Origin of the sequence: Phenylobacterium sp. (assembly GCF_046291545.1) — a bacterium.
Classification (GTDB): Bacteria; Pseudomonadota; Alphaproteobacteria; order Caulobacterales; family Caulobacteraceae; genus Phenylobacterium.
On sequence record NZ_JBKBSM010000007.1, the window covers coordinates 82,297 to 108,621 of the forward strand.

Below are 26,325 nucleotides of genomic sequence, written 5' to 3' on the forward strand. Positions count from 1 at the left end.
GAGACCTGTCATGACCCCGACCCTCGCCCTGCGTCGCCTGGCCCCCTTCGACCTCGCCCCGCCGGCGTCCCTGGACCTGGACGCCAGGCTCTGCGCGATCTTCCGCCGCATCGGCCGCCGGCGCACGGCCGCCTCCGCGCCGGTCGAGGTGACGCCCGCCCGCCGCCCCACCCGCGAGGAGGTCGTCAGCGCCGCCCAGCGGGGCCTGCCGGCGGCGGTCGATCCGCGCGCCTCCTGAAGGGCCGCCGCCGCGTTGACCCGGCGGCGCGCTTGGCTAGATTGCGCGCCCGCCCTGTGCCCCAGTGGCGAAATGGTAGACGCGGCAGACTCAAAATCTGCTTTCCGCGAGGGAGTGCTGGTTCGAGTCCGGCCTGGGGCACCATGACAGGCTGGCGAGGGCCGATCCGGCTTCAGCCGTCCGCCGGCTCGCCCTCCTCGTTTCCGCCCTCCTCGTTTCCGCCCTCCTCGTTTCCGCCCTCCACCTGCACGTCCTCGCCCAGGGCGTTCTTCAGGTAGAGGACCTTGGTCAGGGTGTGGATCATCACCAGCAGCGGCGTGGCCAGGATGATCCCGGGCGAGCCGAACAGGATGCCGAAGGCGACCACGGCGGTGAGAGTCAGGAACGGCGGCAGGTTCACCGCCCTGCGCTGGATGAACGGATAGATCAGGTTGCCTTCGAGCTGCTGGACGACGACGTACATCAGGATCGTCCAGGCGATCATCTGCGGGCCGAACTGAACCGACAGCAGCACCCCGGGAATCGAGCCGGCGATGGTGCCGACGATCGGCACGAAGGCGGCCAGGCCCGCCAGCAGCCCCAGGGCGCCGGGGGAGGGAAGGCCGATGATCCAGGCGCCCAGGGCCGTCAGCACCCCCACCACCAGCATGTCGGCCAAGGTGCCGACCAGCCACAGCTTCAAGGCCCGGCCGGTGGCGTCCATCGCTTCGCGGGCCGGCGCCCTGGGGCCGTGCGGCAGAAGCCGCAGGAAACCGTCCCGCGCCTGGGCGGGCTTGGCGGCGAGGAACGCGCCGATGACGATCACCAGCAGGATGTTGGCCGTGGCGCCCACCGCGGTCAGCGCCGCGCCGCCGATTCGCCCGGCCACCCCGTTCAGGCTCGAGGCGAGCCACCCGGGCGACTGCAGCTCCTCGGCGATGCGCTCGCCGAAGGGCAGGCTCGCCAGCCGCCCCCGCAACTCCTGCACGGAATTGGGCAGCATGTCCTTCAGGCTGCGCACCTGGTCGGCCATCAGGGCGCTCGCCAGCCAGACCGCCGCGGCGAGCACGGCCACGATCAGCACTCCGGCGCCGGCCAGCGCCAGGCCGCCCTTCAGATGCAGGCGCTGCTCCAGGGGGTCGGCCACGCTGCGCAGGATCACGGCGACGATCACCGCGCCGAAGATCAGCAGGAGCACGCTCGTCAGCTGCCACAGGAGCAGCATGGCCGCGACCACGGCGGCCACGAACAGGGTGCGGGCGACAAAGCGGCCGTCGAGTCCGTCGGCGGCCATGGCTCAGGCCGTCTGGGGGCTGGGGAGCGGACCAGGGCTCCGCGGCTGGCGGTCCGGCTTCGGGATCGGTCTGTGGATCGGCGCCATGTCTTCCTCTCGCCCGCTCGCCGGCGGCCCGGCGGCTTCGAGGACCGGAACACCGGCGCCGGAGGCCGGTTCCGGCAGGCGCCGGGAAGTCAGTCGGCTTCGATGATGGCGCGGATGCGTGCGGCCAGCTCGTCGATGGCGAACGGCTTGCTGAGCACGTGCATCCCCGGCTCGAGCTGTGTGTGGGACAGGCTGGCGTTTTCCGCGTAGCCGGTGATGAAAAGCACCTTCAGCCCGGGCCGAAGGGCCCGCGCCGCGTCGGCCATCTGCTTGCCGTTCATGCCGCCCGGCAGGCCGACGTCGGTGATCAAGAGGTCGATGTCGACGTCCGAGGCGAGCACCTTGAGCCCGGCTCCGGCGTCGGGGGCCTCGATGGCCTTGTAGTCGAGCTCGGCCAGGGTGTCGCCGACCAGCATGCGGACCGTCGCCTCGTCGTCGACGATCAGCACCGTCTCCCCGTCCTTGGCCTTGGGAAGCAGCCGGCGGGGGCGGGCGGCGGCCTCCGCCTCCGCCTCGCCGTGGTGGCGCGGCAGGTAGATCGAGACGGTCGTTCCCAGACCGGGCTCCGACCTGATCTGCACCTGGCCGTCGGACTGCTTGGCGAAGCCGTAGATCATCGAAAGCCCAAGGCCCGTGCCCTTGCCGGGGGGCTTGGTGGTGAAGAACGGGTCGAAGGCCCGCGCCAGGACGTCGGGCGGCATGCCCGCGCCCGTGTCGCTCACGCTCAGCACCACGTATTCGCCTTCAGCCATGTCGAGCATCGCCGCCGCCGCGGAGTCGATGGCCGCGTTGGCTGTCCGGATCACCACGGCGCCGCCGTCGGCCATGGCGTCGCGGGCGTTGAGGCACAGGTTCAGCACCGCGTTCTCGAGCTGGTTCGGATCGCAGAAGCAGGTCCAGAGCCCCGCCTCGAAGGCGGTCTCGATCTCCACCTGCGGCCCGACCGAACGTCGCAGCAGGTCCTCCAGCCCGACCACCAGGCGGCTGGCGTCGACCGCCTTGGGCTCCAGCGTCTGGCGGCGGGAAAAGGCCAGCAGCCGGTGGGTCAGGGTCGCCGCGCGCGAAGCGGCGCCCTGGGCGGCGGAGATGTAGCGGTCCAGCTCGTCGTAGCGCTGCTGGGCCAGCCGGGTCTTCATCAGGTCCAGGCTGCCGGTGATGCCCGTGAGCAGGTTGTTGAAGTCGTGCGCCAGGCCGCCTGTGAGCTGGCCGACGGCCTCCATCTTCTGGGCCTGGAACAGCGCCTGCTGCGAGCGTTCCAGCTCGAGCTGCGCCTCGCGCCGCTCGGTCAGGTCGCGGGTGACCTTGGCGAAGCCGATCATCCGGCCGTCGTCGTCGTGGATCGCGTCGATCACCACGCCGGCCCAGAAGCGTGTGCCGTCCTTGCGCCGCCGCCATCCCTCGGCTGTGAACCGGCCTTCCCGACGCGCCGTCTCCAGCGCCCGCTCGGGCGCGCCGGCGGCGGCCTCCTCCTCGGTGTAGAAGCGCGAGAAGTGCTCGCCCAGGATCTCGCTGGCCGTGTAGCCCTTAATCCGCTGGGCGCCCGCATTCCAGCTCTCCACCCGTCCGTTGAGGTCGAGCATGAAGATGGCGTAGTCGCTCACCCCCTGGACCAGCAGCCGGAAACTGCGCTCGTACTCCAGCGCCTCCAGGGCGGCGGCGTGCTGGTCGGTCATGTCCCGGGTGATCTTCGCGAAGCCGACGGTTTCGCCGTTCTCGCGGATGGGATCGATGACCACGGCGGCCCAGAACCGGCTGCCGTCCTTGCGTAGGCGCCAGCCCTCGGCGATGAAGCGGCCGTCCTGGGCCGCGCGCTCCAGGGCCTTCTGCGGCAGCCCCGCCTCGCGGTCTTCAGGCGTGTAGAAGCGCGAGAAGTGCGAGCCGATGATCTCGGCGGCCGAATAGCCCTTGATCCGTTCGGCGCCGGGGTTCCAGCTCGAGACCCGCCCGTCGAGGCTGAGCATGTAGATGGCGTAGTCGACCACCGACTGCACCAAGCGCTCGTATATGTTCACGTCCAGCGTGCCGCGTCCCTGTTCGATATCCGCCAACACGCTCTGCTCTGTCCTGAACTTGCCGCCACCCTGCTTCTCGCGAACGTGGCGGCGGACAATTGGTTTCCGCGCCGCTGCGGCCATCCCCACTATTTCGCGAATCCCGCGCGCCTACAACTCGAGCGCCCAGTGCGGCGCGATGCGGCGAAGGCCTGTATGATGCCGCGCTGGCGGCCGTGGAATCGGGTTGAATTTGAGCAAGGACAAGCCCCTGTCTCGTTGGATTCGCCGCGCGGCCCGTTTCCCGCGGCTCGGTCCGGGCCTCATCACCGGCGCGGCCGACGACGATCCCAGCGGCATCGCCACCTATTCGCAGGCGGGGGCCCAGTTCGGCCTCAACATGCTCTGGACCATCCCCCTGACCTATCCGCTGATGTCGGCGATGCAGATGGCCAGCGCGCGGATCGGCAGGGTCACCGGCCGGGGACTGGCCGCCAACCTGCGGCGGATCCTGCCGTCCTGGGCGGTGACCGCCCTGGTGGGCCTGCTGTTCGTGGCGAACACCATCAACATCGGCGCCGACCTCGCGGCCATGGGCGCGGCGGCCGAACTGGTCCTCGGATGGGGCCAGTACGTCTTCACCCTGGGATTCGCAGCCTTGTCGCTGGGCCTGCAGATCCTCGTGCCCTACCACCGCTACGTCCGCTTCCTGAAGTGGCTGACGCTGGCGCTGTTCGCCTATTTCGGCGTGGTGCTGAGCATGAACATCGACTGGGGCGAGGTCGCCGCCCGGACGGTGGCGCCGCGCCTGGAGCTGACCGCGGCCACCGCCACCGTCGTCGTGGCGGTCTTCGGCACCACGATCAGTCCCTATCTGCTCTTCTGGCAGGCTTCGGAGGAGGTGGAGGAGGGCGAGGGCGACCCCACCACCGGCCCGCTGCTGGAGCATCCGGAGGATGCGCCGGAACAGCTCAACCGTATCCGGTGGGACACCTACCTGGGCATGGCCTTCTCCAACCTGGTCGCCTTCGCGATCATGCTGACGGCCGCCGTCACCCTGCATGCGGCGGGCGCCGCCGGCATCGAGACCTCGGCGGACGCGGCGCAGGCGCTGCGCCCGATCGCCGGCGACTTCGCCTTCGCCCTTTTCAGCCTGGGCGTCATCGGCACGGGCCTCCTGGCGGTCCCGGTCCTGGCCGGGTCGGCCGCCTACGCCGTCTGCGAGGCGCGGGGATGGAAGATCGGGCTCGAGCACAAGCCGCGGGAGGCGGTGGGCTTCTACACGGTGATCGGCCTGGCCGTGCTGGTCGGGGTGCTCGTGGTCTATTCGCCCGTCACGCCCATCCAGGCCCTGTTCTGGAGCGCGGTGGCCAACGGCGTGATTTCCGTGCCGCTGATGGCGGCGATGATGGTCGTGGTCTCGCACCGCGGCGCTATGGGCCGCTTCGTCGCCCCCGCGCCCCTGGTGGTCACCGGATGGGCCGCGACCGCCTGCATGGCCGGCGCGGTGGTCCTGATGTTCGTGCTGCGCTAGGCCCTCGTCAGCCGGCCCCAACGCGCAAAACCCCCGGCGCCGGGGCGCCGAGGGCGGATGCGTCGGGCCTTGGGCCGATGCTTAGTCGAAGACCTGCAGGTTGGTCGCCGAGGTCTTGCCGGTGCGGCGGTCCTGGGTCAGCTCGAAGCTGACGCGCTGGCCTTCGTTCAGGCCGCGCAGGCCGGCCTGCTCCACCGCCGAAATGTGCACGAAGACGTCGCCGCCGCCGCCCGACGGCTGGATGAAGCCGAAGCCCTTCACCGGGTTGAACCACTTCACCACCCCTTCGCCGGCGCCCAGGCTCGGGCCGCCGCCGCCGCCGCCGCCGCCGCCGCCGTAGGACGAATCGCGGTCGAAGCTGCGCTGCGGGCGATCGAACGAGCGTTGCGGGCGCCGGGCCGGGCCGCCCGAGGCGAGCACGCGCAGGTCGGTCGCGGCCATCTTGCCGGAACGGCGGTCCTGCTCGAGTTCGAAGGAAACTTGATCGCCGTCGTTCAGGCCCTGGAGGCCCGACCGTTCCACGGCCGAGATATGCACGAACACGTCAGCGCCGCCGTCGTCAGGGGAGATGAAGCCAAACCCCTTGGCGCTATTGAAGAATTTGACGGTGCCGGTAGCCATGCCTTCATTCCACTTGAGCCAGCCGCGGCTGGCGTGCGTTCAAACTGACGTGCTGATTACAGGCCGCAGCGCTTGCGCACCAGAGGGTATGCGCTGGCGCGCCCCCAGAAACGTCACAGTCGATGCATGCGGGGCGCCCTTTGTCTTCTTCGAAAAGCTGGCGATGTTCGGCTAAGCGAAGCAATGCCGCCGCTCATCCTGGCGGCGGCGGAACAGGTCCACATCCCATGTCGCGTCGCGCCAAGTCCCCATCGGCCGAAAGGCCCGCCGCCAGCCGGCGTTCGATCTTCCTGGCCACCCCCTGCTACGGGGGCATGGCCAGCATCAACTACATGCGCTCGGTGCTGGACCTGCAGGCCGCCTGCGCGGAGCGGGGCGTGGGCCTGGAGGTGTTCCTGGGAGGCGGCGACGCCCTGATCACCCGCGCCCGCGGCATGATGGCCGCCAAGTTCCTGAACGAGACGAAGGCCACGCACCTGTTCTTCGTGGACGCCGACATCGGCTTTCGACCCGAGCAGGTCTTCCGCCTGCTGGACCACGACGCCGACGTCGTGGGCGGGGTCTATCCCACCAAGCGGATCGACTGGGACAAGGCCCGCGCCGCGGCCCAGGCGGGCCTGAAGGACCTGCAGGCCGCCTCCCTCGGCTATGTGGTGCGCTTCATTCCGAGCCCCACCAACAGCGTCGAACTGGATGACGACGGCTTTGGGCCGGTGTCCTACGTCGGCACCGGCTTCATGATGATCCGGCGCGAGGCGATGGCGCGGGTCTGCGCCGCCCATCCCGAGCTGCGCGCCAGACACGGCGACATGACCGGCGCGACCGCCGCCGAGGCGGTGATGGTGTTCGACACCATGATCGAGCCCGAGACCGGCGAGTATCTCTCGGAGGACTACGCCTTCTGCCGCCGCTGGCGCGACCTGGGCGGGGAGATCAAGGCCGACTTCAGGAGCCGCCTCACCCACGTCGGCCATGCAGCCTATTCAGGCAGTCTGATCGACGCCCAGGCCCGCTGATCGCCCACGCTTGCCTCGCCGCGCCCGGCGGCTAGGGAAGGGGACATGCAGAGCCACGCCTTCACCCACCGCCACGCCGTCGCCGCCGACATCGCCGCCATCACGCCCCTGATGGACGCCGCCATCCGCGACCTGCTGCGGCCCTACCTGCCGGCCGAGGGCGTCGCCGCCTCGTTCGAGATCATGGGGCTGGACACCCAGTTGATCGCAGACGGCACCTATCACGTGGTCGAGGCCGAGGGGCAGGTGGTCGGCTGCGGCGGCTGGAGCCGGCGGGCCACCCTGTTCGGCGGGGACCATAGCGCCGGTCGCGACGCGGCCCTTCTGGATCCGGCGCACGAGCCGGCGCGGGTCCGCGCGATGTACACCCACCCGGCGTGGACCCGGCGGGGGATCGGCCGGCTGATCCTGGACCTGTGCGAGGCCGAGGCCGCCGCCGAGGGCTTCGCCGCCTGCGAACTGGCCGCCACCCTGGCGGGCGAGCCGCTTTACCGCGCCTGCGGCTACGTCGAGGTGGAGCGCTTCTCGGCCGACACCTCTACCGGCGTCGCCGTACCGCTGATCCGCATGCGCAAGGCGATCTGAGCCGACGAAAAAGGGGCGGCCCGAAGGCCGCCCCCGCTCGAGCGCGCGCGCTGGAGGCTCAGAACTTCGCCGCGACCTTGGCGTAGTAGAAGCCCCCCTGCCAGTCGACCAGGGAGTCGGACCGGTAGATCCGGCCGTTCGTCCCCGACTCGCCCGTGGCGTCCGGCGCCGGGTACTCGTCGAAGATGTTCCGCGCCCCGACCGTGAGCGTGTAGGTGTCGTCGATGTCCCAGGTGACGTCGAGGTCGAACTGGACCTCCGGATCCCACTCCTGGATGATCGGGTTGCTGACGCTGAACATGTTCTTGTACGGGCCGTAGATGTTGGCCCGGCCCAGGATCGTCACCGGGCCGATGTGGTGCGTCGCCGACAGCACGCTCTTCCAGTACGGGTCGGCGTGCTTGAAGTCGTAGACGTACTCGCCGTCGAAGAACACGCGGGTCTGGCCCGTGGAGTCGACGAACTGCTTCACCGTGTCGACGATCTTCTGATTGTAGTTGAACGAGGCCGAGAAGTCGGTCGTCTGGCCGTTCGCCCACTCGTGCTGGTAGGTCGCCACGATGTCCAGGCCGGCGACCTTGGCGTCGAACGCGTTCTGGAAGAACGTGATCTGGCCGATGGTGTCGGCGCCGGGAATGCCGGCGGCGATCATGGCGGCCTGGATCGACGAGGTCACGGTGATCGGGGTGATCCCGTAGAACATGTCGTCGATGGTGATGTAGTAGGCGTCGACGGTCAGGTCCAAGCCGAAGGGCAGGCTGGAGGTGATCCCGAGGGTCACGCTCTTGGCCTTTTCCGGGTCGAGTTCCTTGGCGCCGAGGTACTGGGCGACCGGGTTGGTCGCCGGGAACAGGCCCTGGGCCACCGGCTGGCCGTTGTTCACCACCGTGGACACCACCGTCGTGAACTGCTGGCCCGGCGTGGGGGCGCGGAAGCCCGTGCCCACCGAGCCGCGGAGGGCGAAGGCGTCGCTGAACTCGAAGCGGCCGGCCAGCTTGAAGTCGACCGTGGAGCCGAAGTCGGAGAAGTTCTCGCCGCGCAGCGAGGCCTGCACGAACAGCCTATCGGTCACGTCGGCGCTGGCGTCGACATAGGCCGCGTAGCTGTCGCGCTCCAGGCTGCCCGAATAGAGCGGGGGATAGCCGGGGAAGCCGTTCGAGCCGACGCCGAGGACCTTGTAGACGGGGTCGGAGGCGCTGGCGCAGTTGATGCCCATGTTCTGCGGCGCGGTCGACCGAAGCGTCCGCTGCGAGACGGTCGCCTCGTTGGTGCAGAAGTCATAGGGGTCGGCCACCGCGTAGACGCCGGCGATGTAGGAGTCGGTGTCGCCCGTGACGATCTCATACCCCTCGTTGCGGTACTCGGCGCCGAAGGCGATGAACACCGGCTCGGAGGTGAACCCGGTCTTCCACTCGTAGGTGAAGTCGGCGTTGACCGCGTATTCGTCCGCGATCAGGTCGCCGGGATGGAACTCGGTCGGCGAGGCTGGGCCCATGGAGAAGTTGACCGTGTCGGTCAGCTTGTACTCGATCTTGTTGTTGCCGTAGCGGGCGCTCAGGTCATAGCCGAGGCCCTCGCCGATCGTGCCCTTGTAGCCGGCCGTCAGGCTGTAGTCGGTCACATCGCCGAAGAACTGGGGAGTGAAGCCCAGCGGGAAGATCGAGTTGGCGCGCCAGAGCGAGCCGTCCGCCAGGCGCACGTAGTCGTCCAGCTGGTTGGTCGAGGCGCCGACGTCGATCGGGTTGCGGTAGTTGAAGTCTTCCTTCTGGTGGCTCTGCGAGTAGTTGGCGAAGGCGTAGAGCTCCGAGCCGTTGCCGAAGGTGTAGCCGCCGTTGACGAAGCTGCGGAACGCCTTGGTGTCGAGCTGGCCCCACTTCTGCAGGACGCTGGGCTTGGTCGGGTCCCAGCCGACGGAGGCGGCGTAGGCGGCCGTCGCGGCGTTGGTGCCGAAGGTCTGGGCGCAGAAGCCGACCGACTGGTTCGGGATGCCGACGTTGCAGTACTGGCGGCCGCGGGAGGTCGGCTGTTCGGTGATGTACTCGAACGAGGCGCTGAGGAAGCCGGAATCGCCCAGCTTGAAGCCCTTGTTGCCGGTCACCGTGATCAGGTCGCCGTCGCCTTCATAGTACTGGCCGGCCATGACCGACAGCGAACCGCCGCTGTCGTTGTCCTTCAGGATGAAGTTGATGACCCCGGCCACGGCGTCCGAGCCGTACTGGGCGCCGGCGCCGTCGCGCAGCACCTCGACCGACTTCAGGGCCGATGAGGGGATCACCGCCGCGTCGGCGGCCTGGGAGCCCGACCCGCCCGTGGGCACCAGGGCGGCGCGGTGGCGGCGCTTGGAGTTGACCAGCAGCAGGGTCTTGTCGCCGGGCAGGCCGCGCAGGGAGGCCGGGCGGATGAAGCTGGAGCCGTCGGAGATCGGCTGGCGCGCCAGGGTGTAGGAAGGCACCAGGGTCTTCAGGACGTCCATGGTGTCGGACACGGCCACGGAGGAGATCTCCTCGGCGCCGTAGGCGTCGATCGGGACAGGGGAGTCCTGGACGGTGCGCGGCTTGGAGCGCGACCCGGTCACCACCAGTTCCTCGAGTTCGGACGTCGCGGCGGCCGTCGTCTGTGCGCTGGCTACGCCCGCCACCAGCATCGCCGAGAGCGAAATCCCCGCGAACAGCAGGGACCGTTTAATCGTGATCTGCATGATACCCCCTTCTTCTTGTCGGATGCAGAAGTCGTATTGGCTGTACCCGCTCGCAGAACTGACCTCTTTACCGGGAGCGGAATTACAATTGTCGTGTATGTATTGAGTTCTCTTTCTGGTATTAGGCATGACTTGTCCCTGCGCAGAGCCGTGGCCCTGCGTTGAAGGACTTCGAATTCAGGTCTAGATGTGACGCCTAGGCGATGTGGCGGTCAGGCCACACGTCTATACGCCTCAATATCGTCGGCCGTGTTCGTGAGCCGAGGCTCGAACGGGCTGTAGTCTGAGATAGAAGGACAAGTGCATGCTTCCCTACGCTCACATTCCTGGAGAGCGCCCGGCCAGAAAGTTTCCTCGCCACATGTGATACGCGTCTTGTGATCTTGAGCACTTTGCGGCGACGGCCTCTCAATCCGTACATCGCAGTAACAGGACCGGACGGATTTGAATGTCTGTCAATCTGGCTGGGGTCGGCCCGTCGACATTTCGGTCGATACCTGTCGAAATGGCGCGCAGGTGCATCCAAAATAGGCGAGAAGCTCACGGAGCCGGCCAAGATTCGGGTGGATCACCCTGTGTTTGCCGGCGCCAACTTGAAGTTGCGATTCAGTACTGCGGAATAACTAGGCTGACGGCGCCCAGGCCTTGATCAACCGCCGGGGCCCGGGCGCCCGCGGATCGAACGGGCTTGAAACCGCAGCCGTATCGACCGGTTCTGGCGCCGCGCTTGGGGACACGGCCGCACCTGTCGCGCGTCCTTCGCGTCCCGAGATTCTGTGGCAACATCGAAGCGATCACCAATGGAGACCAAGATGCGCAAACTCATCGCCGCCGCCCTCGCGTCGGCCGCCCTGCCCGTGGCGCTGGCCGCCGGTCCCGCCGCGGCGGAAGTCGTCCACATCGGCGCGCCGAGCTCGGCGATCTCCAGCGCGGTCTACGTCTCGGCGGATCACGACATCCTCTACGTCAGCGGCATCACCCCGCCGCAGACCAACCCCGACGCCCCGGCCGGCACGCTGGCCGAGTTCGGCGACACCAAGACCCAGACCATCGGCATCCTCAAGCGCATCGAAGGGATCCTGAAGGACCAGGGCCTGACCATGGGCGACGTGGTGATGATGCGCGTCTATCTCGTGGGCGACCCGGACAAGGGCGGCAAGATGGACTTCGCCGGCATGATGGAGGGCTACAAGATGTTCTTCGGCACGCCCGAACAGCCCAACAAGCCGGCCCGCGTGACCATGCAGGTCGCCAGCCTGGTGGCGCCCAAGATGCTGGCCGAGATCGAGGTCCAGGCGGCCAAGAAGAAGTAGTCGTCGACCTTGCGCGCCGGGGGGCGGGCGCCTCCCGGCCGCAGCCCGAGCCAGGGCTTGCCTCGGGCGGCCATCGGCGCCTTAAGGAGCGCCGCTCCGGAGCCCGCCTTGCCGCCCCAGTCCCATCCCGACCACGCGCCGGTCCAGCGCATCGGCGCCGGCATCCTCTGCCGCGTCGGCGCCGTGGCCTGCATGGCCGGGCTGTTCGCCATGGTGAAGTGGGCCTCCCTGCACGGGGTTCCGGTCTTCCAGACCCTGTTCTTCCGCAACGCCTTCGCCTTCGTGCCGCTGGGCCTCTACATCGCCCGCACCAGCGGCCCCTCGGTGCTGCGCACGTCGCGGCCGGGGGGACACCTGGTGCGCGCCGCCGTCGGCCTCACCGGCATGACCTGCGGCTTCATGGCCGTGGCCCACCTGCCGCTGACCGAGGCCACGGCCCTGTCCTTTTCCGCGCCCCTGTTCATGACCGCCATGTCGGCGCTGATCCTGCGCGAGCACGTGGGGCCCCACCGCTGGGCGGCGGTGGCGGTGGGCTTCATCGGCGTGCTGATCATGGTGCGGCCCGACCCCACCCGGATGATGGCCTCGATCGGCACCATCTACGGGCTGATCGGCGCCGTCGGCTCGGCGGGCGCGATGACGGCGATCCGCGAGATCGGCCGCACCGAGCCGGGGCCGCGCATCGTCTTCTACTTCACCCTGGCCGGCGCGGTGGCGGGGCTCCTGAGCCTGCCGTTCGGCTGGGTCATGCCCGACCCCCTGACCCTGGCGCTGCTGGTCTGCGCGGGCCTCCTCGGCGGGGTGGGCCAGCTCCTGCTCACCGAATCCCTGCGCCTGGCGCCCATCGCGGCGGTGGCGCCGTTCGACTACACCCAGCTCCTGTGGGCGGGGCTGATCGCCTTCTTCGTCTGGGGCGAGACGCCGCGCCTGGGCATGCTCGCCGGCGCGGCCGTGGTGGCCGCCAGCGGCCTTTACATCGTCTATCGCGAAACCCGCCGCAGCGCCGCCGCCCGCCGCGCCGGCTGAGGCGTTCGGCCCGCGTTGACAGAACGCCGGTACGGGCGGAGGCTTCCGCATCGCCGGGCGTCCAGTCCGGGCGGCCCGGCGCCATGGAGGCGAAACATGATCAAGGCGGCGACAGCCTTAGTCAGCGCCGCCCTCTTCCTGGGCGCGGCCGGCGCGGCGCAAGGCGCGGTCACGGTGCTGGGCGGCGGACTGGCCGAAGAATGCTCGAGGGCGGCGGTGGCGGGCGAGACGGATTCCCGCTTCGACGACGTCTGCACCCTGGCCCTGGAGACCGAATTCCTGAACGCCCGTGACCGGGCCGGCACCTATGTGAACCGCGGGGTCTTTCGCCTGCGCCGGGCGGCCTTCAGGACCGCCGAACGCGACTTCGACATGGCCATCAAGGCGGCGCCCGACCTGGGCGAGGCCTATGTGAACCGCGGGGCGGCCTATATCGGCCAGCGGCGCTACGCCGAGAGCATCGGAGAGATCAACCGCGGCCTGGAGCTCGGCGTCGAGGAGCCGGCCAAGGCCTATTACAACCGCGCCCTCGCCTACGAGGGCCTGGAAGACGCCAAGTCCGCCTATTTCGACTACCAGAAGGCCATCGAGATCGAGCCGGAGTGGGCGGCCCCGCGCGAGCAGCTCACCCGCTTCACCGTGACGCGGCGCTGAGCGGGAGCCGGGCGGGCGTTCGGGCGTTGACGAGCCTATGTACGCTCCCATGCGCGCAGCGCTCCTGCTGATCCTCGCCGGCCTCGCCGCCTCTGCTGCGCCCGCCGCGGCCCAGGCGCCGGGGGGCTACATCCCGGGCTACGTCACCGAGGGCGAGGCGGCCGCCGCCGAGGCCGCCGCCCGTCAGCGCCAGGTCGACCTGGAGAACCGTCTCAACGCTCTGGAGGCGGCCCGTCGCGCCGACGAGGCGGTTCGCACCCTTCGCGAGCAGAGCGCGCGCTCGACCCTGTCCTTCGCGCCGCCGCCCGGGCCGCGGGCCGTTCCAGAGGGCCTGGCGACGATCCCGGACGAGCGGCTTGCCCGGTCCAACCAGCGGGTCCGCGAGGCGGCGGCCAACCGGCGCTGACAGGCTCGATTTCGGCCCGGCGGACGCGATAAGCTGGCGCCGCTGAACGGAGGCAGGCATGCGCTGGCAGGGCGGACGACGGTCCGGCAACATCGAGGACCGCCGCGGGATGTCGCCCGTGGTCGGCGGCGTCGGCGCCGGCGGCGTCATCCTGGCGCTGATCGGCTATTTCGTCTTCGGCATAGATCCGCAGACCACCATGCAGGTGGTGAGCGGCGCCGCCGCTCCTGCCCAGCAGCAGAGCGTGGCCGAAGGCACGCCGCAGGACGAGGCCGGCCAGTTCGTCGACGTGATCGAGACCTCCACCAACGACGTGTGGACGCCGATCTTCCGCGCCTCGGGACAGGCCTACCGCCCGCCGGCCGGGGTCGTGCTCTACGACCAGGCGACCGGCACGGGCTGCGGGGCCGGCCAGGCCGCCATGGGGCCGTTCTATTGCCCCGCCGACCAGAAGGTCTATCTGGACCTGTCGTTCTGGCAGGAGCTGGAGGGGCGCTTCGGCGCCCAGGGCGAGGCGGCGCGCGCCTATGTCATCGCCCACGAGATCGGCCACCACGTGCAGCACCTGACCGGCCAGACGGCCCGCGCCGAGCGGATGGGCGCCAAAGGCGCCGACTCCGGCTCCGTGCGCCTGGAGTTGCAGGCCGACTGCTACGCAGGCGTCTGGGCGGCCCACGCGGCCGAGGCCTCGGGCGGCGCCGTGGCGCTCGACCCGCGCGACATCGAGGATGGGCTGCGCGCCGCCGCGGCCGTCGGCGACGACACCCTGCAGCGCCAGACCCAGGGCCGCGTCGTTCCGGACGCCTTCACCCACGGCTCGAGCGAGCAGCGCATGCGCTGGTTCCGCCGCGGCGTGGACACGGGCGATCCGGCCGCCTGCGACACCTTCGAGGCCGCGCGGCTCTAGGGCCTAGGGGCGCAGCTTCTCGGGGATCGCCTTCGCCTGCTCGGCGCTGAGGCGCGCGATGGAGGAGACGATGCAGGGCGTCACCATCCCCGCGCCCGAGCGGATCTTCAGGTCCAGGTCGATCGGGCGGCAGATCAGGTCGGCGCCGGCCGTCGTGGAGATGATCAGGGTGTCGTTGCGCAGGGCGCCCGCCCCGCAGGCGCCGGCCGTGGTCACCTGATAGACGTCGTCGGAGCCCACCCGCACGTAGATCGTGTTGTCCCCGGCGATGCGGTGCCCGCGGATCTGCGTCATGCGGAAACAACTGCTGCTGGACGCGGACGCCGTCGCATTCACCCCCGCGGCCGCCTGGGCGCCCACGGCCGGAGACGGCGCGCCCGGCGGCTGGCCGGCGCAGGCGGCGGCGGCCAGGGTGGCGGTGAGGGCTGCGGCGAGCAGGATCGGCTTCATGGCGCGGGTTCTCCCCTGGGTGGCGGTGGTCCGGTCCCCGCGGACCCGGTCACCCTACAGCCGCTCCCAGCCCTTGCAAACCGCCACGCAGCGCCGCGCCAGGGCGGCGGAGCTGTCGATCAGCGGGCAGCCGAGGTCCTGCGGCCCGATCACCAGCGGAACCTCGGTGCAGCCGGCGATCAGGGTGCGCGCGCCCGCGGCGACGAGGTCCTGGGCCAGGGCCCGCATGCCGGTGCGGACGTCGTCGCCAAGGTCGCCGCCCTTGATCCTGTAGAGCAGATCCATGAACGCCGCCTGGCGTTCCGCCGGCAGGAACACGGCCGAGAGCCCGCGGGCGGCCAGGTGTTCATGATAGAGCCGCAGGGCCTGCTTGGTGCCGAGCACCCCGACCCGCTGCTCGCCAGTGGCCTGGGCCTCGCCGGCGGCGCATTCGATCATGTCGATCAGCGGCAGGCCGGCGGCCTGCTGGACATCGCGGGCATGGGCGTGGGCGGTGTTGCAGGCGATGGCCAGCACCTCCGCCCCGGCCCCCGCCAGGCCCTGGGCCATGTCCGCCAGTTCCAGGCCCGCCGCCGTCGAGTCCGTGTTGCGGTCCGGCGCCTGCGGATTGAGGTCGACCAGAACGCGGATGTGGTCCTGGTCGCGCTCGGCCGGGGTGAGGGCCTGCAGCTTGGCCAGGAAGTCGACGGTGGCGGCGGGTCCCATGCCGCCCAGCAGGCCCAGGACCAGGCTCACGGCAGATAGGCCTCAAGTTCGCTGTGATAGCCGAACAGGCCCTGCGAGCCGCCGGTGTGCAGGAACACCACGGTCTCGTCCTTGAAGGCGCCCTGTCGCGCCAGGGAGATCAGGCCAAGCATGCCCTTGCCGGTATACACCGGATCGAGCAGCAGGGCTTCCGTGCGAGCGGCCAGCTTCAGGGCCTCGGCGACCTTCTCGTCGAACAGGCCGTAGCCGGCGCCCACGTAGTCGCAGTCGGCGACGACCATCTCGCGCGTCACCCGGTCCTCGTGGCCGAGCAGGGCGGCGGTCTCGCGCGCCAGCTTGAAGACGTTGGCCTCCTGCTGGGCCTTGGGCGCGCGCACGCCGACGCCGAGCACCGGGATGTCGGCGCCCATCACCGCCAGGCCGGCCACCAGGCCCGCGTGGGTGCCGGCGCTGCCGGTGGCGGTGACGATGCGGTCGATCTTCAGGCCGCTTGCGTTGGCCTGGGCCACCAGCTCGAAGGCGCAGTCGACGTAGCCGAGGGCGCCGACGGGGTTGGAGCCGCCGCCGGGGATCACATACGGCTTGCCGCCGCGGGCCCGAACCTCCTCGGCCACCGCCTCGAGCGCGGCGTTCATGTCGCTGCCGCCGGGGGTGAAGCGGATCGCCCCGCCCAGCAGCTTGTCGAGCAGGACGTTGCCCGAACCGACGTAGTCGGCGGCCTTGGAGCCGGTGCGCTCCTCCAGGATGATCTCGCAGGTGAGGCCGAAGCGGGCCGCGGCGGCGGCCGTCTGGCGCACGTGATTGGACTGCACCGCGCCCTGGGTGATCAAGGTGTCGGCGCCCTGGGCCAGGGCCTCGCCCAGCAGGAACTCCAGCTTGCGGGTCTTGTTGCCGCCCCCGGCCAGCCCCGTGCAGTCGTCACGCTTGACGAACAGGTTCAGGCCGCCGAGCGCCGCGCCCAGCCGCGGCGCGGCCTCCAGGGGCGTGGGCAGGTGGGCGAAGCGGGCGCGGGGGAAGCGGGACAAAAGCATGGTGAAGGCACTCCTCTGGCGGAGGCCCTAGCACAGGCCACGGGCCGGGCGCATCGGCCGGGCCGTCATCCCCCGCGATTTGCGTCAGTCGGCGGGGCGATCGGCTCGCCGGAACACCATCAGGGTCTCATCTTCGCGAGCGTAGTTCTTCCACATCAGCTGGCCGGGGTGGAGGGATTCGCGATAGCCGCCCTGCAAGGCGCCGGCGCGAACAGCCGCCAGGTCGGCCGGCGTCATGTTCATGCGCGAGACCACCACCAGCCCATAGCCGTCGGCGAAGGCGCGCAGGGCCTCCCGTCGCGCGTAGGCGGTCCGCCAGTTGTGGCCCCCGTTCCAGAGCACATAGGCCGGGGAGGGGGCGCCGCCTTCGTAATTGGCGAAGACGTTCGCGGAGAAGCCCGACTGCACCGAGAAGGCCTTGAAGCCGGCCACGGCGACGCGGCCGTCCTGCGGCTGCGTCCGGCGCCAGGCGGCGATGGCGTCGGCCACGGCCAGGCCCGGCGAATAGGTGGCGCGCAGGTCCCAAAGGCCGGTCATGGCGGCCTGGCCGGTCTGTACGGCCAGCACGGCGGCGAGGGCGGCCGTGACCAGCGGACGGATGCGGTCGGCCTCGCGCAGGCCCGGCCAGGAGATCCAGAGCAGGAAGACCCAGGCCAGGAAGAACAGGCCCGCGTGCCAGACCGCCGAGTGGACCAGCACCGAGAAGGCGAGAAGCCCGCCCAGGACGGCGGTCGCGAGCAGGCCCCGTCCTGCGCGCACGAGCGCCGCCCAGGAGATCGCCAGCGCGGCCAGGCTGAGGCCGAGCCCCTGCAGCACGTCCCCGGTCCGCGGCGCGTCGCGGGACAGGAACAGCGGCCGGTCGATCAGGGCCTCGGCCAGATAGCGCGCGCCGATCGCAACCGGGGGCTTCTCCTGGCCGGTGATGGCGAAGCCGTTGTCCGCCGGCTGCCAGGCGCTCGCCGCCGCCAGAAGTCCAAGGCCGCCGGCCAGCGCCAGCGCGCCCCAGCCCCGGCGGGCGCGCAAGGCGCCCGAACGCAGCAGCGTCCAGGCGAACTCCAGGCCGAGCAGGCCGGCGATGACGAAGCTGTGGGCGTTGCTGAGGGCCAGGAGCCCGATCAGGCCCGCGTAGGCGAGCGGACGGTCCTTGCGCGCCGCGAACAGGCTCGCCAGCGCCGGCAGCAGCAGCAGGTCCAGCGCATAGCTGCGGGCGACGACGGCGAACTGGTAGGCGGGGAAATAGGAGGCGACGAGCAGGACGCGCAGCAGGGGCGGGAACGGGGCGCGCCAGAGGATGATGGCCGCGCCGCCCAGGGCGCAGGCGCTGGAGACCAGGTGGATCTGCTCGTAGGCCAGGCCGCCGCGGATGCAGAGCCACAACACAAGGTGCCAGAGCGGCGGCGTGCCCTCGTAGCGCACCCGCGTGGCCAGCAGCTCGACCAGGCCGCTGTCGCGCGCCAGAAGCCAGGCCTGCGCCTCGTCGGCCCAGGGCTCGTGGCGCGCGCCGACCGCCAGCAGCCAGACGGCGAGAAGGACCAGGACGGCGGGCTTCCACAGCCGCCGCGCCGCCTGCGGCGTCATGAAACCCACTTGAGCACGCGGATGACGCCCATGCGGGCGGACTGGCGATGGGCCGACACGTCCTTGCGCCCGGCGATCTCGCGCCGGTTGGCGTGGTAGTAGCGGTAGGCCTTGAGCAGCATCTCGCCGTTGGTCAGGGTCGGGCGCCAGTCGAGCGTCGCCTTGATGCGGCTGGTGTCGAACACGAAGTCCGAGGCGATCATCCGGTAGTGGTAGGGGCCCAGCGGCGAGATCCGCAGGACGTGGGCCAGGCGCATGGCCGCCAGGGTCGGCGCCTTGGGCAGCACGCCGATGCGCGCGTCCGCCCCGGCGCCCGCGATCACCTCCTCGAAGGTTTCGCGCAGGGTGGTCACGTTGTCCGAACCGATGCCGAACACGCCCCGCGCCGAGGCGCGCCAGGCCTTGAGCATCGCCTCGATCAGGTCGGCGGCGTAGATGAACTGGTAGCGGTTGCGCCCGCCGCCGACGGTCCAGACCCGGCGGCCCTCGGCGATGAACTCGAACAGGATGGCCAAGAGGCCGAGCCGGCCCTCGTCAATGATGGTCGGGCAGCGGATCACCGAGGCGGTCAGGCCGGCGGGATGATCCAGGAGGATGGTCTCGCCCTCCCATTTGCTGCGGCCGTAGAGCTCCACCGGGGCGGGCGGCTCGTCCTCGGTCACCGGGTGGTCGAAGCCGTGGCCCCACAGGCAGTTGCTGGAGGTGTAGACGATGCGCGACACGCCCGCCGCGGCCATGGCGTCGGCGAGAACGGCCGTGCCCTCGACATTGGAGGACCACACCTGCCGCTCGTCGATCCGGCCGTGGGCCAGGAGGGCGGCGCAGTGGAACACCACCTCGGGCCGCGCCCGGGCGAACAGGGCGTCGAGGGCGCGGCGGTCGCGGATGTCGCCGACGACGGCCTCCAGCCGCGGATGAGCCACCGGATTGGGCAGCAGGTCGATGCTGACGACCTCGTGGCCGTCATTCAGCAGCCGCTCCACCAGCAGCGAGCCGAGAAAGCCCGAGCCGCCGGTCACCATCACCCTGGCCATCGGCCTCTCCATCGCTCGGTCGGCCGCTCAGGCTCAACCCCTGATGGTGGGATGGATAGGGCTTGCCCCGTTAAAGATGTCTGACGCGGCGGCCCGATCAGGCCGTGAGCACCGGGATCGCCGTCATCACGAGGCCGGCCAGGCTGACCAGCCAGACCAGGGAGCGGATGTTGCGCACCCCGAAGGCGTAGAGCGGCACATAGGCGACCCGGCCCCAGAAGTAGATCTGCGCGCCCAGGGCGGTGTTGGCCGTGTGGATTCCCGCCACGTGGCCGATCAGGATGAAGCCGGCGAACAGCGGCAGGGTCTCGAACAGATTGGCCTGGGCGCGGCTCAGCCGCTCGGCCCGGGCCGAGAGCGGCGGCATGGCCTCGTCGCGCGGGCCGGTGTTCCACTTCAGGCCGTACTGGCTGGTGCGGGCCACGTCGAACAGCAGGATCTGCACGAAGGCCAGGACCAGGGTCCAGGCCAGCATCTTCAGTTCAATGGTCATGGGCGCCCCCCTTAGGCGTTCATTCTTGCGTAACCGCGTTACCGGAGGGCGCCGGGGCGCGCCCGTCAAGTTGACCAAGGCGCATGCGGCGACGCTTTCATTGGCTCGCATTCGCGCCTAGTGTTCGCCCATCCTCGGGGGGCCGCGCCGGAGCGGCTGAGAGGCGGGTGAGCCCGCGACCCGTAGAACCTGATCCGGGTCATGCCGGCGAAGGGAAGGACGGGGGCGCCCCCGGGCGCCCGCTTTCCATCGCAAGGTGGTCCCGGCCGAGCCGCAAGGAGCCCGCCCGGTGAACATCCAGACGCCTATCGACAACGCCATCCCCACGGGCGAGCGCCCGGGTTCGAAGAAGGTCTTCCAGCCCGGCGTCCTGTGGCCAGACATCCGCGTGCCGTTCCGCGAAGTGGCGGTGCACCCGAGCGCGGGGGAGCCGGCGCTCACCCTCTACGACTCCTCGGGGCCCTACACCGACCCGGCCGTGAAGATCGACATCGAGGCGGGCCTGCCCAGGACCCGCGAGCCCTGGGTCGTTTCCCGGGGCGACCTCGACCTCGTGGCCGAGCCGCGGCAGGTGAAGCCGGAGGACAACGGCTTCGCCCAGGGCAAGCACCTGGCCCCGCAGTTCACAGCGCCGCGCCGGGTCTATCGCGCCAAGGCCGGACGGGCGGTGACACAGATGGCCTATGCCCGGCGCGGGATCGTGACGCCGGAGATGGAGTACGTGGCGATCCGCGAGAACCTGCGGCGCGAGCAGGGCCAGGCCTTCATCCGCGACGGGGAGGGCTTCGGCGCGGAGATCCCCGACTTCGTCACGCCGGAGTTCGTGATGGGCGAAGTGGCCCGCGGGCGCGCCATCATCCCGGCCAACATCAACCACACCGAGCTCGAGCCGATGGCGATCGGGCGCAACTTCCTGGTCAAGATCAACGCCAACATCGGCAACTCGGCCGTGCTGTCCCAGGTGGCCGACGAAGTGGACAAGATGGTCTGGGCCATCCGCTGGGGCGCTGACACGGTGATGGACCTGTCCACCGGGCGCAACATCCACAACATCCGCGATTGGATCATCCGCAACAGCCCGGTGCCGATCGGCACGGTGCCGATCTACCAGGCCCTCGAGAAGGTGGGCGGGGTGGCCGAGGACCTGACCTGGGAGGTCTTCCGCGACACCCTGATCGAGCAGGCCGAGCAGGGGGTCGACTACTTCACCATCCACGCCGGCGTGCGCCTGCCGTTCATCCCGCTGACGGCGAAGCGGACCACCGGCATCGTCAGCCGCGGCGGCTCGATCATGGCCAAGTGGTGCCTGGCCCACCACCGCGAGAACTTCCTCTACGAGCGGTTCGAGGAGATCTGCGAGATCATGGCCGCCTACGACGTCTCGTTCAGCCTGGGCGACGGCCTGCGCCCCGGCTCGATCGCCGACGCCAACGACGAGGCCCAGTTCGCCGAGTTGCGCACCCTGGGCGAGCTGACGAAGATCGCCTGGAAGCACGACGTGCAGACCATGATCGAGGGCCCCGGCCACGTGCCGATGCACAAGATCAAGGCCAACATGGACGAGCAGCTCAAGCACTGCGGCGAGGCGCCGTTCTACACGCTCGGCCCGCTGACCACCGACGTGGCGCCCGGATACGACCACATCACCAGCGCCATCGGGGCGGCGATGATCGGCTGGTTCGGCACGGCGATGCTCTGCTACGTCACCCCCAAGGAGCATCTGGGCCTGCCCGACCGCGAGGACGTGAAGGCCGGGGTGATCACCTACAAGATCGCCGCCCACGCCGCGGATCTGGCCAAGGGCCATCCGGCCGCCCGCACCTGGGACGACGCCCTGTCGCGGGCGCGCTTCGAGTTCCGCTGGGAGGACCAGTTCAACCTGGGCCTCGATCCGGAGACGGCGCGCGAATACCACGACGAGACCCTGCCGAAGGAGGCGCACAAGACCGCCCACTTCTGCTCGATGTGCGGGCCCAAGTTCTGCTCGATGAAGATCAGCCAGGACATCCGCGACGCCGCGCGCGCCCAGAACGACGTCGCTGAGGCCGGCATGGTCGAGATGGCCCAGAAGTTCCGAGAGGTCGGCGAGATCGACGTGCCGGTGAAGTAGGCCGACCGCCCCGCCGGGGGCGCCCGCGGCGTCCCCGGCGCAGTTGATCTACGGTCAAGCTTAAATCCCACGTTGTGTAACGAGAATCGGCGAACTAAGGTCGTGCAATCTGAGATAGCGCCGCACCTGCGCGCGGCGCTTCGGCGCCGCCCTTGGGCGGGCGCGGCGTACCTGTAGGTTTGCGTAAACCTCTTACTGCGACGGGGGTTCTGGGATGTTTTCGCGTGCACGGCGCCGCATGGGCGCCGCCTTTCAGGCTGGGGTGAATCTTTTTCGGGTGCCGCGGGTGTTCGAGCGCTTCCAGCTGCTGGTCTTCACCGGCCACATGTCGCCGGTCGATCGGCATGTGACCTTGAGCCTCGCCACCCGCGACGACGCCATCTTCGCGGTCAGCTACGCCGACTGGCGCACCAAGCGCATCAACAAGCTCCTTGAGCTCTACGGTGTCGACTGGTTCGCCGGCAAGCGGGTGCTGGAGCTGGGTTCGGGCCTGTCTGACATCGGCGCCTTCTTCGCCGACCTCGGCGCCGAGGTGGTCTGCCTGGAGGGCCGCCAGGAGACGGTGACCTTCGCGCGGCTGAAGCACCGCGACGTGCCGCGCCTGACGATCGCCCAGTGCGACCTGGAGGGCGACTTCTCCCAGTACGGCCGCTTCGACCTGATCATCCACTTCGGCCTGCTCTACCACATCCGCGAGGTGGACGCGCACATGGCCCGCTGCTTCGACCTGGCCGACGAGGTCGTGCTGGAGTCGGTGGTCTGCGATTCCACCGACCCGGAGCGCATCCTCTATGTGCCCGAGCCGGCGCAGGTGGCCGAGCAGTCGCTGCACGGCGTCGGCAGCCGGCCCTCGCCCTTCTATGTGGAGCGGCTGGCGGCCGAGCGCGGCTTCGCCGCCGACCGGCACTTCACCGCCGATCTGAACCACAAGAACATGTACATCTACGACTGGCCCCATCGGAACGACGAGAGCCACGGCGACTGGCGCAAGCGGCGCTTCTGGCGATTCCACCGCGGGGCGGCCGAATCCAGCATGAGCGAGCCGCGCGCCATAGAGGCGGCGGCCTAACGGACCAGCCCCGCCGAGCGGGGCGCGCAAGGGAGGCGCCTGATGCAGGTTCTGGAGCGTACCCACGAGACCGCAGACGCCGAAGGGGCGGCCGAGGCGCAGGCCCTGGCCCAGGCCTGCCGCAAGCGGTCCTTCCTCAAGCTGCCGCTGGAGGTGGACACCCCGCGGCTGCTGGCCGAGTTCGCCGCGATCCCGCCGGAGGCCTGGGGCGCCAGCCACTGGGACGTGCACTGTTCGGTGGACATGGTGCTGCTGCGCGGCGGCCAGAACGGGCGCAAGGACGACTTCACCACCGAGGCCGTCGCCAACAGCCCGGTGCTGGAGCGCCTGCCGTACATCGCCTCGCTGCTGGCGCCGGAGGGGCCGCTGGGCGGGGCGGTCTACGCCTTCATCTTCCGCACCAAGCCCTACGGCATCACCCGCCAGCACGTGGACGACCGCGAGGCCTGGGTGCGCACCGTGCGCATCCACATCCCCCTGGTGACCAATCCCGAGGCGGTGCTGCTGTCGGAGGGACGCTCCAAGCACCTGGAGGTCGGCGAGGCCTGGACCTTCGACAACCAGGTCATCCATTCGGTCTCCAACGGCGGGCAGAGCCGGGTGCACATGATCATCGACGTGCAGCCGAACCCGAAGCTGGCGGCGCTGATGCAGGCGGCCGAGTGGGATCCGGGCGAGCCGGACCCGGCGCGCTGGGCGGCCACCGGCCAGGCGCGGCGCAACTATCCCTTCGCCACGGGCGAGCCGCTGACGGCGGCGGAGGCGGCGGCGCTGGGGCTGGACCCGGAGGGCTTCGCCACCCGGGTCACGGGGCTGAAGCGGCGGGCGGTGCTGACCGCCTATTCGCCGCTGCGGGTAGGGGATGTGCTTTATGCGGTGAACGGGGCGGACCGAAGCCACCTGTCGCGCACCGCCCTCGACCACCTCTACATGCAGTACGGCGCCGGCGAGGCGGCGCAGCTCGACGTGGTGCGCGGCGGGCGGCGCCTGCGGCTGACCATGCGCCTGCGCGCGCCGGAGTTCTACTCGGCGAGCGCCCGGCTGGCGCCGGTGCTGAAGCTGTTGCGCCGGCCCGGGCGGCCGGCGGCGTCCAGCGGCTATTGACCGCGCCGGCGGGGACGGGCGGCTCAAGCGGAGCTGCGGAGGTCCGGCTGGCGGACCTTCGGCGCGTGGTCAAGCCGGCTCGAAGCGCCAGCCGCAGGCGAAGGGGGCCTGGGCGGGGGCGTCTAGGCCGCCGGCGTGGGGGCTGAACGTCAGGCCGCCGTCGGCCAGGGCGCGGGCGGCGGCGTCGAGGGACGCGGTCTTGACGACCAGCGCCAGGCGAGCCGCGCCGAACCGGGGCGCAAACTCGTCCGCCGCCAGATAGGCGAAGGCCGAAAGGTCCATGGCCTTGGAGACCGCGTCGGCCCCGGGGCCCGGCTCGGCCCCGCCGAAGACGAGGCGCGACAGGCAAGACGCGCCGTTGGCGTGGAGCCGCCAGGCGGCGTCCACGTCGCCCATGGGCTCGGCGTGGGCGATCAGCGCCATCGGCAGGGGCGCGACCCGTTCGCGCAGGTTGAAGAGCTCGAAGCCCTCGCCGGGGCTTGCGGCCCACCAGCGCTCCAGGCGGTAGGGCGGATCAGTGCGCAGATGGGCGAGGGCCGCGCGCGCCGCGTCCAGGGCGTCCACGCGCAGAAGGCAGGCCTTGGGCTCGTAGAGGGCGTGGGGCGGCGCGCGGTCCGCCCGCTGAAGATCGAACCAGCCCCGTTCCAGGAAGACGCCGCGGCTGGGCCAGGGGCCGTCGCGCCCCTCCGGATCGACATAGCGGGCCAGGGGCGAGACCGTGAAGCCGAGCCGCTCGAAGCCGGCGGCAAGGCGGCCGAGGTCGGCGGCGTAGAGCGGGAGGTGATCGATCGACGCCTGGATCATGGCGGCTCCCTCGGACGCCGGGCGGCGACTTCGGGCCAGGCTAGGCGCCGGAGCGGGCGGTTGGCAATGCAGGCGGATAACCCCCTCTTAGCCGGCGGCGGGCAGCATCGGGCCATGGCTGACCCCGAACGGCTGACCCGCGAACGACGTCTCGAAGGCCCCGGCGCCGAGGCGCGGCTCGCGCGGCTGAACGCGCGGTTCCGGGCGGCCTCGCGCCGCCTGCCGCGCACGCACAGTCCCGATCGCACGCGGCTGTGGCTGACCCTGTGGCTGACGGCCTGGGCGAGCTGCGTCGGGGCGAGCCTGTTCCTGCTGTTCGGCCGCTGAGGCGGGGCCAAGGAAAAACCCCTCCGGCGTTTCCGCCGAAGGGGTTTCGAAGGTTCGGAGACGGCTGGCGCGCGGGGCCCGGCGGGCGCCGGCGCCTGTCGTCCTCAGTAGCCCTGGATGCGGGCGTAGCGGTCGCGGTGGTAGCCCTGGGAGCCGAAGGCGGCTTCGCAGGCGCGGGCGCGCTTGAGGTAGAAGCCGGCGTCGTGGGCGTCGGTCATGCCGATCCCGCCGTGCATCTGCACCATCTCGTTGGAGACGAGGTGGAAGGTGTCGCCCATCTTGGCCTTGGCCAGGGAGACCAGCTCCGGCACGTCCGGGTTGCCGGCGTCGATGGCCTGGAGGGCCGCTTCGACGGCCGAGCGGGCCAGTTCGAGGTCGGTGAACATCTTGGCCGCGCGGTGCTGCAGGGCCTGGAACGAGCCGATCACCTGGCCGAACTGCACGCGGGTCTTCAGGTAGTCGAGAGTGGTCTCGAAGGCCTGGACCGCGGCGCCCAGCATCTCGGCGCAGACGCCGGCGCGAGCCCGGTCGAGGGTGGCTTCCAGAACCGGCCAGCCCTTGCCTTCCTCGCCCAGCAGCTCGCCCTCGGCGCCGTTGAACTCGACGTTGGAGACGCCGCGGCTGTCGGCCAGCTTCAGGTTCTGCTTGGTGACGCCGGCGGCGTCGGCCTTGACCAGGAACAGGCTGATCCCATCGGTGTCGCCCGGCTTGCCCGAGGTGCGGGCCGAGACGATGAACAGGCCGGCGGCCGGGCCTTCGAGGACGAAGGTCTTCTTGCCGGTCAGCTTGTAGCCCGAGCCCGACTTCTCGGCCTTCAGGGCCACCTTTTCAGGGGCGTGGTGCGGGCCCTCGTCCACCGCCAGGGTGGCGACCAGCGAGCCGTCGGCGATCTTGGGCAGCCATTCGCCCTTCTGGGCGTCGGAGCCGCCGAGGATCAGGGCGCTGGCGGCGGCCAGGCCCGAGGCCAGCAGCGGGGAGGCGGTGAGGGTGCGCCCCATCTCCTCCAGGATCAGGCCCATGGACAGGTAGCCGAAGTTCGACCCGCCGAAGTCCTCGGGGATGATCACGCCGGCCCAGCCCATCTCGGCCTGCTCGTTCCACGCGTCGACGTCGTAGCCGAGCGGGGCGCCGGAATCGCGCATCTTGCGGAAGGCGGTGACGGGGCTCTTCTCCTGGACCCAGCTCTTGGCGGCGTCGCGGAGCATGCTCTGTTCTTCGGTCAGAACGGCCATTTGTCTCTTTTCCCTATCAAATCTCGAATGGTGTCGGTG

The 26,325-nt window shown here is 70.3% G+C and carries 25 protein-coding genes, 1 tRNA gene, 1 pseudogene and 1 riboswitch; of the genes and pseudogenes, 14 read left to right on the forward strand and 13 right to left on the reverse strand.

The window, feature by feature from the left end:
* Window positions 1–10 precede the first annotated feature (10 nt).
* Together ACK4YQ_RS14975 and ACK4YQ_RS14980 are read left to right on the forward strand one after the other, a co-directional pair.
* The gene (locus ACK4YQ_RS14975) at window positions 11–238 is read left to right on the forward strand and encodes a hypothetical protein (protein ID WP_409612256.1); all 228 of its coding nucleotides are present in this window, start codon (window positions 11–13) and stop codon (window positions 236–238) included.
* Window positions 239–296: 58 nt separating this feature from the next.
* Window positions 297–382: transfer RNA gene (locus ACK4YQ_RS14980), tRNA-Leu, on the forward strand.
* Window positions 383–410: 28 nt separating this feature from the next.
* Here ACK4YQ_RS14980 and ACK4YQ_RS14985 read toward each other — a convergent pair.
* Together ACK4YQ_RS14985 and ACK4YQ_RS14990 are read right to left on the reverse strand one after the other, a co-directional pair.
* A complete protein-coding gene (locus tag ACK4YQ_RS14985; protein WP_409612257.1) occupies window positions 411–1,511 on the reverse strand; it encodes an AI-2E family transporter in 1,101 nt (366 codons plus the stop codon).
* Window positions 1,512–1,687: 176 nt separating this feature from the next.
* Window positions 1,688–3,646 (reverse strand): PAS domain S-box protein, encoded by a 1,959-nt coding sequence (locus tag ACK4YQ_RS14990; protein ID WP_409612259.1) that lies wholly within the window; start codon window positions 3,644–3,646, stop codon window positions 1,688–1,690.
* 196 nt (window positions 3,647–3,842) lie between these two features.
* Between ACK4YQ_RS14990 and ACK4YQ_RS14995 the strand changes: the two genes are divergently transcribed.
* Window positions 3,843–5,123 carry an NRAMP family divalent metal transporter gene (locus ACK4YQ_RS14995; RefSeq protein ID WP_409612344.1) on the forward strand — a complete coding sequence of 427 codons (1,281 nt, stop codon included), beginning with the start codon at window positions 3,843–3,845 and terminating at the stop codon, window positions 5,121–5,123.
* 81 nt (window positions 5,124–5,204) lie between these two features.
* Here the strand turns inward: ACK4YQ_RS14995 and ACK4YQ_RS15000 are convergent, their stop codons facing one another.
* Together ACK4YQ_RS15000 and ACK4YQ_RS15005 are read right to left on the reverse strand one after the other, a co-directional pair.
* Window positions 5,205–5,423: a cold-shock protein gene (locus tag ACK4YQ_RS15000; protein WP_409612346.1), complete on the reverse strand. Its 219-nt coding sequence runs from the start codon at window positions 5,421–5,423 to the stop codon at window positions 5,205–5,207.
* 135 nt (window positions 5,424–5,558) lie between these two features.
* Window positions 5,559–5,744: pseudogene (locus ACK4YQ_RS15005) on the reverse strand (cold-shock protein); the annotation flags it as partial.
* Window positions 5,745–5,971: 227 nt separating this feature from the next.
* Between ACK4YQ_RS15005 and ACK4YQ_RS15010 the strand changes: the two are divergent.
* Both ACK4YQ_RS15010 and ACK4YQ_RS15015 read left to right on the forward strand, forming a co-directional pair.
* Window positions 5,972–6,760, forward strand: coding sequence for a hypothetical protein (locus ACK4YQ_RS15010; protein ID WP_409612261.1), 789 nt, complete (start codon window positions 5,972–5,974; stop codon window positions 6,758–6,760).
* Window positions 6,761–6,805: 45 nt separating this feature from the next.
* Window positions 6,806–7,345 carry a GNAT family N-acetyltransferase gene (locus ACK4YQ_RS15015; RefSeq protein WP_409612263.1) on the forward strand — a complete coding sequence of 180 codons (540 nt, stop codon included), beginning with the start codon at window positions 6,806–6,808 and terminating at the stop codon, window positions 7,343–7,345.
* A 58-nt stretch (window positions 7,346–7,403) separates the two neighbouring features.
* Here ACK4YQ_RS15015 and ACK4YQ_RS15020 read toward each other — a convergent pair whose 3' ends face one another.
* Window positions 7,404–10,043 carry a TonB-dependent receptor plug domain-containing protein gene (locus ACK4YQ_RS15020; RefSeq protein WP_409612265.1) on the reverse strand — a complete coding sequence of 880 codons (2,640 nt, stop codon included), beginning with the start codon at window positions 10,041–10,043 and terminating at the stop codon, window positions 7,404–7,406.
* An 812-nt stretch (window positions 10,044–10,855) separates the two neighbouring features.
* Between ACK4YQ_RS15020 and ACK4YQ_RS15025 the strand changes: the two genes are divergently transcribed.
* The 5 genes from ACK4YQ_RS15025 (at window position 10,856) to ACK4YQ_RS15045 (ending at window position 14,349) form a co-directional block, all read left to right on the forward strand.
* Window positions 10,856–11,356, forward strand: a complete 501-nt coding sequence (locus ACK4YQ_RS15025) for a RidA family protein (RefSeq protein WP_409612266.1) — start codon at window positions 10,856–10,858, stop codon at window positions 11,354–11,356.
* 108 nt (window positions 11,357–11,464) lie between these two features.
* A complete protein-coding gene (locus ACK4YQ_RS15030; RefSeq protein WP_409612268.1) occupies window positions 11,465–12,382 on the forward strand; it encodes a DMT family transporter in 918 nt (305 codons plus the stop codon).
* Between the two features lie 96 nt (window positions 12,383–12,478).
* Window positions 12,479–13,036 (forward strand): tetratricopeptide repeat protein, encoded by a 558-nt coding sequence (locus ACK4YQ_RS15035; RefSeq protein ID WP_409612270.1) that lies wholly within the window; start codon window positions 12,479–12,481, stop codon window positions 13,034–13,036.
* Between the two features lie 49 nt (window positions 13,037–13,085).
* Window positions 13,086–13,442: a hypothetical protein gene (locus tag ACK4YQ_RS15040; protein ID WP_409612271.1), complete on the forward strand. Its 357-nt coding sequence runs from the start codon at window positions 13,086–13,088 to the stop codon at window positions 13,440–13,442.
* Window positions 13,443–13,500: 58 nt separating this feature from the next.
* A complete protein-coding gene (locus ACK4YQ_RS15045) occupies window positions 13,501–14,349 on the forward strand; it encodes a neutral zinc metallopeptidase (protein WP_409612273.1) in 849 nt (282 codons plus the stop codon).
* 3 nt (window positions 14,350–14,352) lie between these two features.
* On the opposite strand, the gene ACK4YQ_RS15050 is transcribed toward ACK4YQ_RS15045, so the two are convergent.
* The 6 genes from ACK4YQ_RS15050 to ACK4YQ_RS15075 form a co-directional block, all read right to left on the reverse strand.
* The gene (locus ACK4YQ_RS15050) at window positions 14,353–14,799 is read right to left on the reverse strand and encodes a DUF6491 family protein (protein ID WP_409612275.1); all 447 of its coding nucleotides are present in this window, start codon (window positions 14,797–14,799) and stop codon (window positions 14,353–14,355) included.
* Between the two features lie 54 nt (window positions 14,800–14,853).
* Window positions 14,854–15,534, reverse strand: coding sequence for an aspartate/glutamate racemase family protein (locus tag ACK4YQ_RS15055; protein ID WP_409612277.1), 681 nt, complete (start codon window positions 15,532–15,534; stop codon window positions 14,854–14,856).
* On the reverse strand, window positions 15,531–16,535 hold the full coding sequence (locus ACK4YQ_RS15060) for a D-cysteine desulfhydrase (protein ID WP_409612279.1): 1,005 nt from the start codon (window positions 16,533–16,535) through the stop codon (window positions 15,531–15,533). Before ACK4YQ_RS15060 ends, ACK4YQ_RS15055 begins: the two co-directional genes overlap by 4 nt.
* 84 nt (window positions 16,536–16,619) lie before the next feature.
* Window positions 16,620–18,113, reverse strand: a complete 1,494-nt coding sequence (locus tag ACK4YQ_RS15065) for a hypothetical protein (RefSeq protein ID WP_409612280.1) — start codon at window positions 18,111–18,113, stop codon at window positions 16,620–16,622.
* Window positions 18,110–19,147 (reverse strand): NAD-dependent epimerase/dehydratase family protein, encoded by a 1,038-nt coding sequence (locus tag ACK4YQ_RS15070; protein WP_409612282.1) that lies wholly within the window; start codon window positions 19,145–19,147, stop codon window positions 18,110–18,112. The genes ACK4YQ_RS15065 and ACK4YQ_RS15070 overlap by 4 nt, the downstream gene beginning before the upstream one ends.
* Window positions 19,148–19,244: 97 nt before the next feature.
* Window positions 19,245–19,640 carry an MAPEG family protein gene (locus ACK4YQ_RS15075; protein WP_409612284.1) on the reverse strand — a complete coding sequence of 132 codons (396 nt, stop codon included), beginning with the start codon at window positions 19,638–19,640 and terminating at the stop codon, window positions 19,245–19,247.
* Window positions 19,641–19,771: 131 nt separating this feature from the next.
* Window positions 19,772–19,860, forward strand: a riboswitch (TPP riboswitch).
* Between the two features lie 69 nt (window positions 19,861–19,929).
* Between ACK4YQ_RS15075 and thiC the strand changes: the two genes are divergently transcribed.
* From thiC to ACK4YQ_RS15090, 3 genes are all read left to right on the forward strand, one after another.
* A complete protein-coding gene (thiC, locus tag ACK4YQ_RS15080; RefSeq protein WP_409612286.1) occupies window positions 19,930–21,750 on the forward strand; it encodes a phosphomethylpyrimidine synthase ThiC in 1,821 nt (606 codons plus the stop codon).
* A 262-nt stretch (window positions 21,751–22,012) separates the two neighbouring features.
* Entirely contained in the window at window positions 22,013–22,819 is an 807-nt protein-coding gene (locus ACK4YQ_RS15085; RefSeq protein WP_409612287.1) for a class I SAM-dependent methyltransferase, read from the forward strand.
* Window positions 22,820–22,861: 42 nt separating this feature from the next.
* The gene (locus ACK4YQ_RS15090) at window positions 22,862–23,923 is read left to right on the forward strand and encodes an aspartyl/asparaginyl beta-hydroxylase domain-containing protein (protein ID WP_409612289.1); all 1,062 of its coding nucleotides are present in this window, start codon (window positions 22,862–22,864) and stop codon (window positions 23,921–23,923) included.
* Between the two features lie 69 nt (window positions 23,924–23,992).
* Here ACK4YQ_RS15090 and ACK4YQ_RS15095 read toward each other — a convergent pair whose 3' ends face one another.
* A complete protein-coding gene (locus tag ACK4YQ_RS15095) occupies window positions 23,993–24,727 on the reverse strand; it encodes a hypothetical protein (RefSeq protein WP_409612291.1) in 735 nt (244 codons plus the stop codon).
* 114 nt (window positions 24,728–24,841) lie between these two features.
* Here ACK4YQ_RS15095 and ACK4YQ_RS15100 point away from each other — a divergent pair, with 114 nt between their 5' ends.
* The gene (locus ACK4YQ_RS15100) at window positions 24,842–25,054 is read left to right on the forward strand and encodes a hypothetical protein (protein ID WP_409612293.1); all 213 of its coding nucleotides are present in this window, start codon (window positions 24,842–24,844) and stop codon (window positions 25,052–25,054) included.
* 104 nt (window positions 25,055–25,158) lie between these two features.
* On the opposite strand, the gene ACK4YQ_RS15105 is transcribed toward ACK4YQ_RS15100, so the two are convergent.
* Window positions 25,159–26,286, reverse strand: coding sequence for an acyl-CoA dehydrogenase family protein (locus ACK4YQ_RS15105; protein WP_409612294.1), 1,128 nt, complete (start codon window positions 26,284–26,286; stop codon window positions 25,159–25,161).
* Between the last annotated feature and the right edge of the window lie 39 nt (window positions 26,287–26,325).

What these genes read in the sequence shown, in the direction of transcription:
- ACK4YQ_RS15065 (WP_409612280.1), bottom strand. Translation starts at nt 18,113, where the DNA reads ATGACGCCGCAGGCGGCGCGGCGGCTGTGGAAGCCCGCCGTCCTGGTC.
- ACK4YQ_RS15045 (WP_409612273.1), top strand. Translation starts at nt 13,501, where the DNA reads ATGCGCTGGCAGGGCGGACGACGGTCCGGCAACATCGAGGACCGCCGC.
- ACK4YQ_RS15010 (WP_409612261.1), top strand. Translation starts at nt 5,972, where the DNA reads ATGTCGCGTCGCGCCAAGTCCCCATCGGCCGAAAGGCCCGCCGCCAGC.
- ACK4YQ_RS15100 (WP_409612293.1), top strand. Translation starts at nt 24,842, where the DNA reads ATGGCTGACCCCGAACGGCTGACCCGCGAACGACGTCTCGAAGGCCCC.
- ACK4YQ_RS15050 (WP_409612275.1), bottom strand. Translation starts at nt 14,799, where the DNA reads ATGAAGCCGATCCTGCTCGCCGCAGCCCTCACCGCCACCCTGGCCGCC.
- ACK4YQ_RS15060 (WP_409612279.1), bottom strand. Translation starts at nt 16,535, where the DNA reads ATGCTTTTGTCCCGCTTCCCCCGCGCCCGCTTCGCCCACCTGCCCACG.
- ACK4YQ_RS15095 (WP_409612291.1), bottom strand. Translation starts at nt 24,727, where the DNA reads ATGATCCAGGCGTCGATCGATCACCTCCCGCTCTACGCCGCCGACCTC.
- ACK4YQ_RS15040 (WP_409612271.1), top strand. Translation starts at nt 13,086, where the DNA reads ATGCGCGCAGCGCTCCTGCTGATCCTCGCCGGCCTCGCCGCCTCTGCT.
- ACK4YQ_RS14985 (WP_409612257.1), bottom strand. Translation starts at nt 1,511, where the DNA reads ATGGCCGCCGACGGACTCGACGGCCGCTTTGTCGCCCGCACCCTGTTC.
- ACK4YQ_RS15025 (WP_409612266.1), top strand. Translation starts at nt 10,856, where the DNA reads ATGCGCAAACTCATCGCCGCCGCCCTCGCGTCGGCCGCCCTGCCCGTG.
- ACK4YQ_RS14975 (WP_409612256.1), top strand. Translation starts at nt 11, where the DNA reads ATGACCCCGACCCTCGCCCTGCGTCGCCTGGCCCCCTTCGACCTCGCC.
- ACK4YQ_RS15020 (WP_409612265.1), bottom strand. Translation starts at nt 10,043, where the DNA reads ATGCAGATCACGATTAAACGGTCCCTGCTGTTCGCGGGGATTTCGCTC.
- ACK4YQ_RS15015 (WP_409612263.1), top strand. Translation starts at nt 6,806, where the DNA reads ATGCAGAGCCACGCCTTCACCCACCGCCACGCCGTCGCCGCCGACATC.
- ACK4YQ_RS15070 (WP_409612282.1), bottom strand. Translation starts at nt 19,147, where the DNA reads ATGGCCAGGGTGATGGTGACCGGCGGCTCGGGCTTTCTCGGCTCGCTG.
- ACK4YQ_RS15035 (WP_409612270.1), top strand. Translation starts at nt 12,479, where the DNA reads ATGATCAAGGCGGCGACAGCCTTAGTCAGCGCCGCCCTCTTCCTGGGC.
- ACK4YQ_RS15075 (WP_409612284.1), bottom strand. Translation starts at nt 19,640, where the DNA reads ATGACCATTGAACTGAAGATGCTGGCCTGGACCCTGGTCCTGGCCTTC.
- ACK4YQ_RS15105 (WP_409612294.1), bottom strand. Translation starts at nt 26,286, where the DNA reads ATGGCCGTTCTGACCGAAGAACAGAGCATGCTCCGCGACGCCGCCAAG.
- ACK4YQ_RS15090 (WP_409612289.1), top strand. Translation starts at nt 22,862, where the DNA reads ATGCAGGTTCTGGAGCGTACCCACGAGACCGCAGACGCCGAAGGGGCG.